The organism is Gilliamella sp. Gris1-4 (genome assembly GCF_001690335.1).
Classification (GTDB): Bacteria; Pseudomonadota; Gammaproteobacteria; order Enterobacterales; family Orbaceae; genus Gilliamella; species Gilliamella apicola_P.
On the sequence record NZ_LZHA01000037.1, the window covers coordinates 89,913 to 104,766 of the forward strand.

Consider the following 14,854-nt stretch of genomic DNA (forward strand, 5'->3'; position numbering starts at 1 on the left):
ATAATATTTTTAATTTCATATTTTGTGATTAAGATCTCATAAAAAATGTAAACGATTTCATTGCTAGAGGAATATCTATTTTAGATTTTAAAACTATTTATTATAAAATGAATATGCGACTTGCTATTATTTTATGTTATTATGAAATTATTTATAGATGTTTGTTGGAAATATATGAAAAAACAAAATATTATTGCACTACTTTCGTTTTTTACCATTGCTTTTAATGGGTACGCTATAGACAAATATGTGACTGATAATGTCGATATTTATTTGCGTAGAGGCCCTGGTTCGCAATATGCATTTTCTAATGCGGTCAAAGCTGGAGCAAAAGTAGTCGAGCTTGAAAAAAGCGCAGATGGTAAATTTACTCGTATTCAACTAAACAATGGTAGCACCGCTTGGATTGAAACAAGCAAACTAAATGAACAACCTAGTTATAAAGAACGCTTTCCAGCGCTCGAAGCAAAACTAGCAGAATATCAAGATAAAGTTGATAATGCTGAGGCAAATCAACAAAAATTGTTAAGTGATTATATCCAAAAGTTGCAAACAGCTGAAAAATCGATAGAAACACTTCAAAATAAAAATGAAGCACTAGAACAACAAGTTAAAGAGCAAAATTCACGAATTGAATCAATGCTAAATCAAGTCGATGATAAACGCCGAGACCTTATTGTAACTTGGTTTACCTATGGCGGTCTTGTTGCTGGAGGCGGTCTTATTTTAGGGCTTATATTACCAAGAATTATACCAAACCGACGCAAAAAAGATCGTTGGATGAGATAGATGAGTAAAATCTACCTTGTAGGAGGGGGGGTGCGTGACAAATTGTTGCACCTACCTGTTGCTGATCATGACTGGGTTGTTGTTGGCGCTACACCAGACGAGCTTTTAGCATTAGGTTATCAACAAGTCGGTAAAGACTTTCCAGTTTTTTTACACCCTCATACGAAAGAAGAATATGCGTTGGCTCGCACTGAGCGTAAATCCGGTAGAGGTTATACTGGATTTATCTGTGATTTTGGTAAAAAGATCACATTAGAACAAGATCTGATTCGCCGTGATTTAACCATTAATGCCATTGCAATGGACGAAGATGGCAATATAATCGATCCATATCATGGCGTTGATGACATCAAACATAAAATTTTACGCCATGTATCGCCAGCCTTCCGAGAAGATCCTTTACGTATTTTGCGCGTAGCTCGTTTTGCAGCTCGTTTTCATCAATTCGGTTTTACTGTAGCTCCTCAAACTCTAGATCTAATGAAACAAATGGTATTAGCCGGTGAGGTTAGTTACTTAACACCAGAACGAGTGTGGAAAGAAACTGAAAAAGCATTGTTGACATCAAATCCTCAGATCTATTTTCAAGTACTAGAACAATGTGGAGCGCTTCAATTATTATTTTCATCATTAGACCTAACAGCCAATATTAGTAATGCACTAAAAAAATCTGCTCTATTAACTGATGATTTAACTATCCGCTTTGCTGTACTGTGTGCACAGTTACCTAATAAATTAGCGGTTGAAGCATTATGTACAAAAATTAAAGTACCTAACAACTATACTAAAGTTGCCGTCATGGTTCAGCAGAATCGAAATAATCTTGAACAAGTGCAAACCCTGACAGCTGAACAAATTATTTCTTTGCTAAATAGCATTGATGTATGGCGCAACCCTTCGCACCTTGACCAATTAATTATTGCAAGCCAAGCTTTTGCTAAAACAGCATCGTTTGCACAAGCAAATTATATAAAAGAAGCTTATAAAATCGCCAATGGCGTCAATGTGCAGCAAATTATTTCTGACGGTTATACAGGAAAACAAATTCATTTTGAGTTACAAAAAAGGCGAATCGAAGCGTTATTAAACTGGATTTGATTGCATCTTAATCAATCGTCACTTTTTTTCAAAATATCTTAAAAAAATAGTTGACGATTTGTCGTAACCCTAGCATAATGCGCCTCGCAGTGTTGGTTATGACGTTGCGAATGAATGGCTACGTAGCTCAGTTGGTTAGAGCACATCACTCATAATGATGGGGTCACAGGTTCGAATCCCGTCGTAGCCACCATTAAGATTAGGTAGTACTTTTACCGGAAGTATTCAGTGCGGGTGTGGCGAAATTGGTAGACGCACCAGATTTAGGTTCTGGCGCCGCAAGGTGTGTGAGTTCAAGTCTCTCCACCCGCACCATTTAATCTTAACATCTATCCTTTATTGGGGTATAGCCAAGCGGTAAGGCAGCGGGTTTTGATCCCGCCACGCCCAGGTTCGAATCCTGGTACCCCAGCCATTCCAATCTGCTCAAAGTTTTGATATCTGATTACATAACTTATTTGTTTGCTTTTTTTGATTATTCCTAATTACGGGTATGGCGGAATTGGTAGACGCGCTAGATTCAGGTTCTAGTTCCGAAAGGTGTGCGAGTTCAAATCTCACTACCCGTACCAGATATCATCCCCTATTAATTGGGGTATAGCCAAGCGGTAAGGCAGCGGATTCTGATTCCGCCATTCCAAGGTTCGAATCCTTGTACCCCAGCCATAGAATATTTTCCAATTCTTTGCTATTAAAATATAGTCTTTGACTAAAAATATTCCTTTGTCTTTGTGGATTAAGATTGGTGAGTTATCTTCTATTAAATCAGTTGATGGTAATTAAGAGATATTAATTAAAACCAATCAAATAAAAAATTAATAAAATTAACTTTCTACCTGATTGGTTTTTAGTCAAATTGCCATTGGCAAACAAATTGCTCACGTGGGTTTATTTCAGTTACGTACAATCTTATTTATATAAGTTCACAAAAACAGTTTGTGCCGTACCTGCCGGGTTAGATGATACTTCTTTTACATAATAAAAGTGTGCACCATTAGCAACTGCATGTTTTTGTGCGGCGGCACTGATTTCTGCTGTATTATTAAATACACCATGGAAGCTAATAGTATTAAATGGCGTCATGCGTTTAAACGCTTCACTACTAATCTCGTAGGCATCTTGACCGGCTATTGCTGTTGTGACGATATAATCCCTAACGGGTGCGTCTTGTTTGTATAAAGCAATTTCGATATTTTCTGCTTGGTTTCTAATATCATCAGACGAAATTGAATCGATATAAAACGCATAGGCATTTTTTTCAGCGGCTAATTTACTTGCAGCTTCGGTGATTTCAGAAGTGTTATTATAATTACCTTTAAATTTAACAACATCAAATGGTAAATAGTAAAGAGCTTTTGAACGTTCATAAGAAACTACACCATTATAAATAGTTTCTTTTTTCTGTACGGCTATTGGTGCGTTTGATTTGTAAATATTGGCATAAACAATCGCACGATCTGAAGAAGTTCCATTAGCTGGACTTTCCATTGCAGTAATATAGTAATATTTAGCACCTGCTTCATCGGCAGCACGAGAAATATCTTTAGCAGCATTTTCGGCTTGTAAATAACTTCCAGTTACTGAAATTTCTTTTAATGGTACTAAATGACTACTTTCTTTAGCAGTTAATGGCTCGGCAGCATAAAGACTAGCAACAGGTAATGATAACAATACGGCTAATGCAATAGAGGATTTGGTAAAACGTTTCATAATATATTCCTTCATTTTTGAATTATAAAAATAGAAAATCGCTGTTCAACGCTTATTTTATTTGCAGATATATTTATTGATATTACTTCGAAAATATTCGAACTGGCAGAGCTCCTGATGTGTTGTCCTTGTCTACTTGTAAAAAGCGTTAAGACATTAATAGTTGTTTTGGTAGGAAAAAATAGTAAAACAACTTGTTATTGTTATAAGACGTTCAGTAATAATCCTCAAGTTCTTTTAATCAAATAGAAGGGTGCCTAGCATTAATTGTTTAAAATGGAATGAATTGTCAAAAAAAGAGTTAATTTGAGTTAATTAAGAATGTTAATATTTTCTAAATTATATTTTTCCTACAGATTATTCTCTAATTCTTTCAATAAAGAATTTAAGGATTTGTGCAGTTAATCCCCAAATAACCCGATTGTGATACTGATAATAATAGACAGAATACTCAGCTCTTTTTTGCCATTTAGGTGATCGGTTTAAAATGATATCAAAAGGGAAATCATCAGAAGGTTTATGCCCGACAAACATTGTTGCACGCTGAGGGGGATTTTGAATAAACCACTCAATAGGAACGGTAAAAATCTGTTCGACTTCATCATGATTTAGTTGCAAATCATCAAGTGAATTGATTGTGCCAACAAATGGATAAATAGCCATACCTAATGTTGCAATAAACTTGGGTAATGCTCCTAAAATTGTTATGTGCTTAAAGGGTATACCTAATTCTTCAACTGTTTCACGTTTAGCTGTGTATTCGGGATTGGTATCAGATAATTCCACACGCCCCCCAGGAAAGCAAATATCTCCAGGTTGCCATTTTAATTTTCTAGATCTAATTTGAAATAAAAGATGCAATTGATGATCAATATCAACAATCGGCAATAATACTGCAGCTTTATTATCGATAAATTTTCTGTTTTCTTTTTTTTGAATCTGTTTAGCAATATTTTCAATTGTTATCATAATTATTCATTTTATTTAGGGATTAAATTTTTGTTCTATTTACCTTACACAAATAACATGCTAGATTTAATAGAAGCGTTAAATTAATACGCGTGTTTTATCTAATTGAAGCCATGCAATATTATATCAATAACATAAAAAAAGAGCTTGAAGATCTTGCCAAATTGAAACGTGAGCGTGCTATCATTGGTATGCCTCCTGAATTTCAGCAGGTATTTTTATTACTTCCTGCGCTTTTTCATTATCACACACCTAAATTACCAGGATATATGGAAGGCGATATACCTTCAGGTATTGCTTGCTATCAATTGTCTGATGATGTAAGTAAACGGCTTAAAACTGAATTCGATTTTATTCCATCCACTAACGAAAATAAAATAATTAACATTCCGGCCATATCCGCTTTATATACAATGGGAAGTACCTGTTCTATTGGACAGTCAATTCAATCTGATCTTGATATCTGGATATGCATTGAAAACAGTTTAACAGATCAGCAAAAAGAAGCCTTACAACAAAAATGCCGTTTGATCGAAGACTGGGCAGCAAATTTGCAAGTCAAATTAACGTTATTTGTGGTAGATGCTGATCGTTTTATTAATAAACATCATGAATGCCTAATGGGCGAAAATTGCGGAACTGCGCAGCATATTTTGTTACTTGAGGAGTTTTACCGCTCCGCAAATTTGTTAGCTGGCAAATACTTGCTGTGGTTTGCAATACCTTATAATTTCACCGTAAATAACGTTACTTATCCTACTTATGAAAAGTGCGTTCAAGCAATGGTTGATCTCAATTTAATCGAGCGGGAGCAATGGATTGATTTTGGTCCACTAACTGGATTATCAGCTCAAGAGTATTTTGGTGCAAGTTTATGGCAACTTTATAAAAGTATTGATTCACCTTTTAAAGCCGTACTTAAAACCCTATTATTAGAAGCATATTCATGGATTTACCCACAAAATAAACCAGTTGCTTATCAAATGAGGGAGCTGATTCAAAAAGGCGAAATTCATAAAGGAATGTATCTTGATTCGTATTACATGCTGTTGGACAGAATCAGTAAATACCTCATTGAAATTAATGATTATGAACGACTTGAATTAATTCGTAATTGCTTTTATTTAAAAGTGAACGAAAAACTTTCTATCCCAATGCAATCGTCGTCATGGCGACGCTCTATTTTAAGTGACCTAGTTAAAAGTTGGGGATGGGATGAGCAACAAATTGCAAAATTAGATTCTTGTCAAACTTGGAAAATAGGGCAAGTCCGAGAAATACACGAAATCTTATTACACACCATGATGTCCGGCTATCGAAATTTACTCAATTTTGGTCGTCGTAATAATTTAGACTCATTAATTAGTCCTCAAGATCTGGCGATATTAACACGAAAGCTCTATGCTGCTTTTGAAGTATTACCGGGAAAGATTACAACGTTAAAGCTCAATATATCTGATAATTTACAAGAAGAAGCATTAACATTTATTCATGTTGCAGAAGATCGTGTCAATCGAGCAGGATGGTACGTTTACAATCAAAAACCCATGTTACACTCAATTATTGGCCATCAATATCTTGAATATAGCAAATACTTAGTAAAACTAGTAGGTTGGTGTTATTTTAACGGCTTAATTGCTGATAGCACTCACTTTTATTATCATGATGGTGAAAACAGAAATAATTCGAAAATTAATAAATTGATCGTTGATCTAAAAAATTACTTTCCTATTGATGTGCCAGCAGCAACTGAAGAACAGCTATATGGACCATGCGAAATTCGTCACTTGGCTATTATTCTAAATTTAGAAGACGATCCGAGCGCTAACATTGAATTAGACGATGAAGTGACCAATAGTGTACTTAATTATGGTAAAAATGAGCTAAGTTTAGTGGGATCAATTGATCTTCTTTATCGTAATTCGTGGAACGAAATTCGTGTTCTCCATTTCAGCGGTGCGTTATCGGTATTGCAGGCGATTAAAGAATTACTAAATCGAATGCATAAAGATGCTGATTTGCCCAATTCGCTAGAAATCTTTTGTTATAGTGAATACCTGAGCGACGAAATCAAACAACAAATGAAAAAGTTAATGGATGAATGTATTGATTTACGTTTAACTACCACCCAAAATAACTCAACGCAGGTCAAACCATTAAGGATTGGTGGGGCTTCGTGGTATCTATTTTTTGAGCGATTAGGAGTATCATGTCATCAATTTGAAAATGCGATTGATTTTTATGGTGCGGTATCAAATAACAAAATACAAGGTAGACCACTAAATATTTTAGACGAAACAAATGAACTACCGAAAGAAATTGACAGCGTTGCTTATGCAGGGATCATACAATTCTTCTTTGAAAATACCGATTCAGGTTTTGATCTTTACATTCTAAATGAACATAACCAAGTTGAGATATACCGTAATTGCAATGGTTCAAGAGACAATATGGTTAAAGATATCAACGAATTTTATATTTTATCAGACGATCGTTTCACATTCACCACTAGCAGCTCAGTTAACTTTAATCTACCTCAATTTTATCAAATCACCTATAATGAGCGAGATGAAAGAGAGATCATCCCACTTAATTAAAAGATCAACAAACGATCTTTCTTAAATATAATCATGTCAAAAAGTTTCCGGTAACTATGTGTTTTAGTATAAAAAAATAAAAATTTACAATTAATAAGTAAAATAATTAAATTTCTATTAAAATAATGGGAACTTTTTTCTAATTTAAGAATCTAACTGTATGTCAGCACAACTTTGGGCCGATTGACAGTTACTAACAAAATAAGGAAAGGCCTTTAATGGGGGAGCAAGTAACAGACCAAGTATTAGTAGATCGCGTTCTTAATGGAGACAAAAACGCATTTAACTTACTGGTTGTTCGTTATCAAAACAAACTGGCTCATTTGGTTTCTCGTTATGTATTAGCATCTGAAGTACCTGATGTTGTGCAAGAGACTTTTATTAAGGCATATCGATCATTAAGTCTTTTTAAAGGTGAAAGTGTTTTTTACACATGGCTGTATCGAATTGCAGTCAATACAGCAAAGAACTACTTAACGTCTCAAGGACGACGGCCACCATCATCAGATATAGATGCTAGTGAAGCCGAAAGTTACGAAGGTGCAGATTCATTAAGAGATCTTGATAATCCTGAAAATTTAGCACTTTCAGACGAAGTAAAAAAAACAGTATTTGCAACGATCGAAGCATTACCTGATGATTTAAAAACCGCAATTACATTGCGCGAAATCGAAGGTTTAAGCTACGAAGAAATCGCTCAAATCATGGATGTACCAGTTGGCACAGTGAGATCACGTATTTTTAGAGCTCGTGATGCAATTGATGAAAAAATTAAACCATTACTCAGTTAATGGCTACAAACAAATGAATAAAGAGTAGTCATAAATTTAAGGTATTTACTATGCAAATAGAACAGAAAGAGCAACTTTCATTACTTATGGATGGTGAGTTTACAAACGACCATATTGTTGATGAAGTATTAAATGATGAAAGTTTGCAATCATGCTGGCATCGTTACCATATTATCAGAGACACAATGCGAGGTGAATTACATAGTAGTTCACTAAATCGTAGTAGTTCATTAAATTTAGATATCTCTAGTCAAATTGCTCAAGCGATAGCAACTGAAGATTTATACAATCAACCTATTGATCAACCTAATATTGACACAACCACGCCTCCAAAAGCTGAAAACCTAATTTGGATCCACGTTAAAGACTTTATAGGCAAAGTGAGCCAAGTTGGACTTGCAGCTTGTGTCACTCTTGGAATTATTGCAGGTGTACAATATAATCAAGGACAAACAGATAGTACCAGTGCAAGCTCTACATTAAATACAGTACCCGTTGGTGTAAGTGTGGCTCCTGTAGGTGGCATTCATCAACAAAACGATCAACAATTACTTGAAAAACGACAATACGATAAGATCAGATTGCTTGTACAAGATTATGAATTGCAAAAAAGATTAAATGCACACTAATTTTAAATGAAATCATCAAATTATTTTATCAAACATTTTATAAAACAGAGCCGAAAAATAATATTCGCTCTGTTTTTTGCATTTTATTCAGTATCGATTTATGCTAACGATACAGAAGATGCTTTTGCGTTATTAACTAAAATGAATCACGCTGTACAAACGCAAGATTACCGCATTTACTTCGTATCTCAAGATAAAAATCAATATGCAACCACATTCGAATATAGCCATATAGGAGCGCCTGTAAAAGAAGATATTAATGCCTACTTGCGCTATCTAGAAGGCTCTGATAAAGAGATCATCTTACATAAAGGCATAACCAGTTACTTTCAACCTAATAGTTCATCGTTTTCTATCACTAGCTCACGAATTATCGAAGCTTTCCCTGACGTTGTTTATAATAATTTTAATGATCTTAAAGAAGTTTACGATTTTATTTTCCTAGGGAAATCAAGAACAGCTAATCGAAGCGCTAAATTAGTTAAAATCATAGCCAAAGAACAGGACCGTTATAGCTATGTAATTTGGATTGATGATGAAAACAGTTTACCAATTAGGATCGATTTATTAGATCAAAATAGCGACATCATTAATCAAATAAAAGTAATACAGCTAGATAAAAATTTTGATAAAAAAGAGCAACTAGATTATATCAACAGCCGAACTTACCCAATCTTATTATCGATCGAAAAACAAAATAATGTCCTTGACCAATGGCGACTAGCGTGGTTACCTAAAGGATTTAAAGAAGTAGCTGCTTATAATTTGAATTTTTACAATTCTGACATTGCGACTAAATTGTTTTCAGATGGCGTATTTTCATTTACAGTTAATATCTCATCTGATCAAGCTAAACAAGCTAATCAAATTATTCAACAAGGTGGAAGGACTATTTTTTCAACCAACTTAGGTCATAAAAATATTATCATCATAGGTAATTTACCGCGTACTACAGTTGAACGTATTGCACAAAACATTGTTCAGAAATAAACGCAAAGTTCTCGATAACGCTATGCTTAGTAGTGATAAAAGTGTAAAATGCTTCTCTTTCTGACTATGTAATTATTAGCAATATTGGTCATAACCAAAAGCATTTTAGATAGTTAACCATTAATAACCAAGATACTAATTATAATTTATTAATATGAATAAAAATATCCGCAATTTTTCAATTATTGCCCATATTGACCATGGTAAATCAACGCTTTCAGACCGCATAATACAAATTTGCGGTGGGCTTTCAGATCGTGAAATGGAAGCTCAAGTACTTGATTCAATGGATCTTGAGCGTGAACGTGGCATCACAATCAAAGCACAAAGTGTAACCCTTGATTATCATGCTAAAAATGGCGAAACATACCAGCTCAATTTTATTGACACACCAGGTCATGTTGATTTTTCTTATGAAGTGTCACGCTCGCTAGCTGCTTGTGAAGGGGCGTTATTAGTTGTGGATGCGGGGCAAGGTGTTGAAGCACAAACGCTGGCAAACTGCTACACCGCGTTAGATATGGATCTTGAAGTTGTCCCTGTTCTAAACAAAATTGACTTACCAGCAGCTGAACCAGAGCGCGTTGCAGCCGAAATCGAAGATATTGTAGGTATTGATGCTAGCAATGCAGTGCGCTGCTCGGCAAAAACTGGCGTTGGAGTTGTTGATGTACTTGAGCAATTAGTCAGTGATATTCCACCACCAGAAGGTGATTCGACAGCACCATTGCAAGCACTTATTATCGATTCATGGTTTGATAATTATTTAGGTGTAGTTTCATTAATTCGTATCAAAAATGGTGAATTAAACAAAGGTGATAAGATCAAAGTAATGAGTACCGGTATGACTTATAACGTTGATCGACTTGGCATTTTTACCCCTAAGCAAATTGACAAACAATGCCTGCATTGTGGTGAAGTGGGTTGGGTTGTTTGTGCGATCAAAGATATACTAGGCGCGCCAGTGGGCGACACCTTAACTTTAGCAAAAGCACCTGCGCAAAATCCATTACCTGGTTTCAAAAAGGTCAAACCACAAGTTTATGCTGGATTATTCCCAACCAGTTCTGACGATTACGAAGCTTTTCGTGATGCCCTTGGCAAATTAAGTCTAAATGATGCCTCATTGTTTTATGAGCCAGAAAATTCTGGAGCTTTAGGGTTTGGATTCCGTTGTGGTTTTCTTGGCTTATTACATATGGAAATCATTCAAGAACGCTTAGAGCGTGAATACAACCTTGATTTGATAACCACAGCACCAACGGTTGTTTATGAAGTACTAACCACATCAAATGACATTATCTACGTTGATAGCCCAGCCAAGTTACCAGCAGTAAATAACATTCAAGAATTACGCGAACCAATAGCAGAATGTAACATATTAGTTCCGCAAACTTATTTAGGCAACGTCATCACACTCTGTGTTGAAAAACGTGGCGTGCAAACCAACATGGTTTATCATGGAAACCAAGTTGCTTTAACGTACGAAATCCCAATGACCGAAGTTGTATTAGACTTTTTTGACAAACTAAAATCGACTTCACGTGGGTATGCATCATTAGATTACAGCTTTAAACGATTCCAAGCTGCCGACATGGTAAGATTGGACGTATTAATTAATGGTGAACGTGTTGACGCATTAGCCTTAATTACTCACAAAGACAATGCACCATATCGTGGACGAGAATTAGTCGAAAAAATGAAAGATCTTATTCCTCGTCAACTATTTGATATTGCCATACAAGCGGCTATCGGCAATCATGTCATAGCAAGATCAACGGTCAAACAACTACGCAAAAATGTATTAGCCAAATGTTATGGTGGCGATGTGAGTCGTAAAAAGAAACTTTTACAGAAGCAAAAAGAAGGTAAAAAGCGCATGAAACAAATAGGTAATGTCGAGTTACCGCAAGAAGCCTTTTTAGCTATTTTGCATGTAGGAAAAGATTAACCAATTAAAAACAAATCAATAAAAAGATTTATTTAAAGAGGGGAAAAAATGGCTGGAACATTTGCCATCATATTAACATTAGCAACACTCATTACTGGTATCTTTTGGTTTTTAGAAAAATTCAAATGGAAACCAGCAAGGCAACGTAAAGTTGAAGAAATCCGTACCCAAAGCAATGGCGAAGTTGATGGACAGTTACTTGCCGAAGTTGGTAAACCCAAAGGTTGGGTTGAAAACTTAGCATCGTTTTTTCCAGTGCTGTTTGTTGTGTTTGTTATTCGTTCATTCATCTATGAACCATTTCAAATTCCATCAGGATCAATGATGCAGACATTACTAATTGGCGACTTTATTGCGGTTGAAAAATTTTCTTATGGCGTGCGTGATCCTATTACTAACACCGTCATCATACCGACAGGACAACCAAAACGTGGTGATGTTGCCGTATTTAAACACCCAAATGTTCCTAAAATGGATCTTATAAAGCGTGTTGTCGGCTTGCCAGGTGACAAAATCGTCTATTTAGTAAAAGAAAAGCAAATTTTAATCTATCCAGCTTGCCAAGCAACAGATACAAATTGCGAAGGGCAACAATTACAGCCACTTGATTTGCATTATAGTCAACCAAAACCAAGCAACTGGAAAGAAGTACACGAACAGTTCAAACAAGGCCTTAATTTTTACACGCTAGAACAATATGCAGATAAAGGCATTGTCGATTCTCAGTCTATCGTGACATTGGATATGAATATTCAACAAGAAACTCTAGGGGACACACCGCACGATATTCTAACCACCCAAGGTTCACAAGAAAATCCTAACTATTTTTATCATCAGGATGGACAACCGATAGCCACTTGGGTTGTACCACAAGGGCATTATTTTATGATGGGTGACAACCGCGATAACAGTGGTGACAGTCGATACTTTGGTTTTGTACCGGAAGCTAATTTTGTTGGTAAAGCAACCGCAATTTGGGTCAGCTTTGAAAAACAACCAAACGAATGGCCAACTGGAGTTCGCTTAAGTCGTATTGGTGGCATACATTAATAGCTATAATTATGAAAAAATTTAGTCAAATTCAACAATCAATCGGCTATATATTTCAAGATATATCCTTACTTGAATTAGCACTTACTCACCGAAGTGCTAATAAACTGCATAATGAACGTTTAGAGTTTTTAGGGGATTCTATTTTAAGTCTTGTTATAGCCGATGAACTTTATCACCGTTTTATCAAACAAGATGAAGGTGACCTAAGCCAAATGCGTGCAACACTCGTTTGCGGGCAAACACTTGCCGAAATTGGTAAAGATTTTAAATTGGGCGATCACCTTATTTTAGGGCAAGGTGAATTAAAAAGTGGTGGTTTTCGTCGCGAATCGATTATTTCTGATGCTGTAGAAGCCATAATCGGTGCCATTTATCTAGATAGCAACCTCGACACAGTTCGTTCACTTATCTTATCATGGTATCAAAGTCGCTTGACCCAAATTCAACCTGGTATTAAACAAAAAGATGCCAAAACAAGATTGCAAGAATACTTACAAGGAATTCATCGTCCGCGCCCATGTTATCTAATTCTTGAAGTAACTGGCGATAACCACGAACAAGAATTCTTAATTCAATGCAAAATAGACAATGATAGCCATGAATATTTAGGTCGTGGCCTAAGTCGCCGAAAAGCAGAACAAGCTGCCGCACAAGAAGCTCTCAACCAATTAGGTATAAAATGACAGAAACAACACAACATTGTGGATTTGTCGCCATTGTCGGGCGACCAAATGTAGGTAAATCAACGCTACTAAACCAATTGCTAGGTCAAAAAATCTCGATCACATCACGCAAAGCGCAAACGACCCGTCACCGAATTGTAGGGATTGACACGCAGGATAACGACCAAATTATCTATATCGACACCCCCGGACTTCATATTGAAGAAAAAAGAGCCATAAACCGCTTAATGAACCGTGCTGCAAGCAGCTCAATAGGGGATGTAGAACTCGTTATTTTTGTGGTTGAAGGCACCCATTGGAATGACGACGACGAAATGGTCGCCAACAAACTCAAAGATTGCAAAAGCCCAGTTCTGTTAGTGATTAATAAAATTGACAACGTCATCGACAAGACTCAATTATTACCGCATATTCAAGCGATAAGCCAAAAAGTTAACTTTCTTGATGTTGTGCCAATTAGCGCAGAAAAAGGAGAAGGTGTAGATATTATCAAAGATATCGTCAAAAAACACTTACCAGAAGGCGAACACCATTTTCCTGAAGATTACATTACCGACCGCTCGCAACGTTTTATGGCATCGGAAATCATCCGCGAAAAACTTATGCGCTTTTTGGGTGACGAATTACCTTACTCGGTAACTGTCGAAATTGAACAATTCAAAGTTGATGAACGTAACGGAATGTATCGAATTAACGGATTAATCTTAGTTGAACGTGAAGGACAAAAGAAAATGGTCATCGGCAACAAAGGTGAAAAAATCAAAAAAATTGGTATTGAAGCGCGCAAAGACATGCAATCATTTTTCGACAACAAAGTCCATCTAGAGCTTTGGGTAAAAGTCAAAGCAGGCTGGGCTGATGATGAACGAGCGTTGCGGAGTTTGGGTTATAGTGATGATTAAAGATCTTGCCCGATTTCTACCTTTAATCAGGCATCCTAATGCCTGATTTTCTATCCATTCTGCGCCTTTTAATGTCATAAAAATAGCCATTTTATAAATGCCACTTGCACAATACTACAAGCTTAAATTCTTAACTATTCCTGCGTCAAAATTCGCCAATCTCTTAAAATTAAATATGGTGACTATAAATATCTAGTAACCAAATACCAAAGCCACAAAACTACCACTCCAAACAAAATCACTTTCCACTATAACCGACTAATTTAATTAAAACAAAAAATCAATAAAATCAATAGTCTACCGGAGCGATTTTAGGCCTTTAAAAAGCACCTACTCCACCAGTCCCAAAAACCACTCAACCGCTACGCCCCATAAAAAACGCCACTCCCCAAAAAAAGCCAAAGCAACCCCACACTCACCGCTAACAAATCTTTACAATAAATTAACAAAAAAAGTGGCGGATTATTTATCATCAAGTTATAATTTTTGAGCTTATTCAAGCAGGAAATCGTTCAAAAATAAAGCAAACGGATAGAGAAATTGATAAAAAACAAGAAATTATTTGGCAAGGAAATAAAAATGCATTACCATGGTTGGCATCTGGCATCTGGCATCTGGCCTGCCAAACCTATGCCCTAAATCTTATTGATTCGCACGGTAGCCAAAGTAGGTCGCCACAGTTATTTTCATCA

12 protein-coding genes and 5 tRNA genes are annotated in these 14,854 nt (G+C 35.9%); 15 read left to right on the forward strand and 2 right to left on the reverse strand.

Going from position 1 to position 14,854, the window contains the following annotated elements; genetic code table 11:
- Positions 1-174: 174 nt before the first annotated feature.
- From A9G31_RS04615 to A9G31_RS04645, 7 genes are all read left to right on the forward strand, one after another.
- Positions 175-789 (forward strand): TIGR04211 family SH3 domain-containing protein, encoded by a 615-nt coding sequence (locus A9G31_RS04615; protein ID WP_065560653.1) that lies wholly within the window; start codon positions 175-177, stop codon positions 787-789.
- Complete coding sequence (locus A9G31_RS04620; protein ID WP_065560654.1) at positions 790-1,887, forward strand: multifunctional CCA addition/repair protein; 1,098 nt, start codon at positions 790-792, stop codon at positions 1,885-1,887. It begins immediately after the preceding gene.
- A 116-nt stretch (positions 1,888-2,003) separates the two neighbouring features.
- Positions 2,004-2,080 (forward strand) — tRNA-Met (locus A9G31_RS04625).
- Between the two features lie 37 nt (positions 2,081-2,117).
- A tRNA-Leu gene (locus A9G31_RS04630) sits at positions 2,118-2,202 on the forward strand.
- 25 nt (positions 2,203-2,227) lie between these two features.
- Positions 2,228-2,302: transfer RNA gene (locus tag A9G31_RS04635), tRNA-Gln, on the forward strand.
- A 72-nt stretch (positions 2,303-2,374) separates the two neighbouring features.
- Positions 2,375-2,459, forward strand: a tRNA-Leu gene (locus A9G31_RS04640).
- A 19-nt stretch (positions 2,460-2,478) separates the two neighbouring features.
- Positions 2,479-2,553: transfer RNA gene (locus tag A9G31_RS04645), tRNA-Gln, on the forward strand.
- A 243-nt stretch (positions 2,554-2,796) separates the two neighbouring features.
- Here the strand turns inward: A9G31_RS04645 and A9G31_RS04650 are convergent.
- Both A9G31_RS04650 and A9G31_RS04655 read right to left on the reverse strand, forming a co-directional pair.
- Positions 2,797-3,597 (reverse strand): YdgH/BhsA/McbA-like domain containing protein, encoded by an 801-nt coding sequence (locus A9G31_RS04650; protein WP_065560655.1) that lies wholly within the window; start codon positions 3,595-3,597, stop codon positions 2,797-2,799.
- A gap of 357 nt (positions 3,598-3,954) precedes the next feature.
- Positions 3,955-4,566, reverse strand: a complete 612-nt coding sequence (locus A9G31_RS04655) for an NUDIX hydrolase (RefSeq protein ID WP_065560656.1) — start codon at positions 4,564-4,566, stop codon at positions 3,955-3,957.
- 92 nt (positions 4,567-4,658) lie between these two features.
- On the opposite strand from A9G31_RS04655, the gene A9G31_RS04660 reads away from it, so the two are divergent.
- The 8 genes from A9G31_RS04660 (at position 4,659) to era (ending at position 14,162) form a co-directional block, all read left to right on the forward strand.
- A complete protein-coding gene (locus tag A9G31_RS04660; RefSeq protein ID WP_141671382.1) occupies positions 4,659-7,163 on the forward strand; it encodes a class I adenylate cyclase in 2,505 nt (834 codons plus the stop codon).
- Positions 7,164-7,381: 218 nt separating this feature from the next.
- Complete coding sequence (rpoE, locus tag A9G31_RS04665; protein WP_034909980.1) at positions 7,382-7,954, forward strand: RNA polymerase sigma factor RpoE; 573 nt, start codon at positions 7,382-7,384, stop codon at positions 7,952-7,954.
- 50 nt (positions 7,955-8,004) lie between these two features.
- Positions 8,005-8,583: an RseA family anti-sigma factor gene (locus A9G31_RS04670; protein ID WP_065560658.1), complete on the forward strand. Its 579-nt coding sequence runs from the start codon at positions 8,005-8,007 to the stop codon at positions 8,581-8,583.
- Between the two features lie 6 nt (positions 8,584-8,589).
- Positions 8,590-9,573, forward strand: a complete 984-nt coding sequence (locus tag A9G31_RS04675; protein ID WP_065560659.1) for a MucB/RseB C-terminal domain-containing protein — start codon at positions 8,590-8,592, stop codon at positions 9,571-9,573.
- Between the two features lie 154 nt (positions 9,574-9,727).
- A complete protein-coding gene (lepA, locus tag A9G31_RS04680; protein ID WP_034909972.1) occupies positions 9,728-11,524 on the forward strand; it encodes a translation elongation factor 4 in 1,797 nt (598 codons plus the stop codon).
- A 48-nt stretch (positions 11,525-11,572) separates the two neighbouring features.
- Complete coding sequence (lepB, locus tag A9G31_RS04685; protein WP_065560660.1) at positions 11,573-12,574, forward strand: signal peptidase I; 1,002 nt, start codon at positions 11,573-11,575, stop codon at positions 12,572-12,574.
- Between the two features lie 8 nt (positions 12,575-12,582).
- A complete protein-coding gene (gene rnc, locus A9G31_RS04690; protein WP_442902668.1) occupies positions 12,583-13,260 on the forward strand; it encodes a ribonuclease III in 678 nt (225 codons plus the stop codon).
- Positions 13,257-14,162 carry a GTPase Era gene (gene era, locus A9G31_RS04695; RefSeq protein WP_065560662.1) on the forward strand — a complete coding sequence of 302 codons (906 nt, stop codon included), beginning with the start codon at positions 13,257-13,259 and terminating at the stop codon, positions 14,160-14,162. The genes rnc and era overlap by 4 nt, the downstream gene beginning before the upstream one ends.
- The last annotated feature ends 692 nt before the right edge of the window (positions 14,163-14,854 follow it).

What these genes read in the sequence shown, in the direction of transcription:
- lepA (WP_034909972.1), top strand. Translation starts at nt 9,728, where the DNA reads ATGAATAAAAATATCCGCAATTTTTCAATTATTGCCCATATTGACCAT.
- era (WP_065560662.1), top strand. Translation starts at nt 13,257, where the DNA reads ATGACAGAAACAACACAACATTGTGGATTTGTCGCCATTGTCGGGCGA.
- A9G31_RS04620 (WP_065560654.1), top strand. Translation starts at nt 790, where the DNA reads ATGAGTAAAATCTACCTTGTAGGAGGGGGGGTGCGTGACAAATTGTTG.
- rpoE (WP_034909980.1), top strand. Translation starts at nt 7,382, where the DNA reads ATGGGGGAGCAAGTAACAGACCAAGTATTAGTAGATCGCGTTCTTAAT.
- A9G31_RS04670 (WP_065560658.1), top strand. Translation starts at nt 8,005, where the DNA reads ATGCAAATAGAACAGAAAGAGCAACTTTCATTACTTATGGATGGTGAG.
- A9G31_RS04655 (WP_065560656.1), bottom strand. Translation starts at nt 4,566, where the DNA reads ATGATAACAATTGAAAATATTGCTAAACAGATTCAAAAAAAAGAAAAC.
- A9G31_RS04650 (WP_065560655.1), bottom strand. Translation starts at nt 3,597, where the DNA reads ATGAAACGTTTTACCAAATCCTCTATTGCATTAGCCGTATTGTTATCA.
- A9G31_RS04675 (WP_065560659.1), top strand. Translation starts at nt 8,590, where the DNA reads ATGAAATCATCAAATTATTTTATCAAACATTTTATAAAACAGAGCCGA.
- A9G31_RS04615 (WP_065560653.1), top strand. Translation starts at nt 175, where the DNA reads ATGAAAAAACAAAATATTATTGCACTACTTTCGTTTTTTACCATTGCT.
- lepB (WP_065560660.1), top strand. Translation starts at nt 11,573, where the DNA reads ATGGCTGGAACATTTGCCATCATATTAACATTAGCAACACTCATTACT.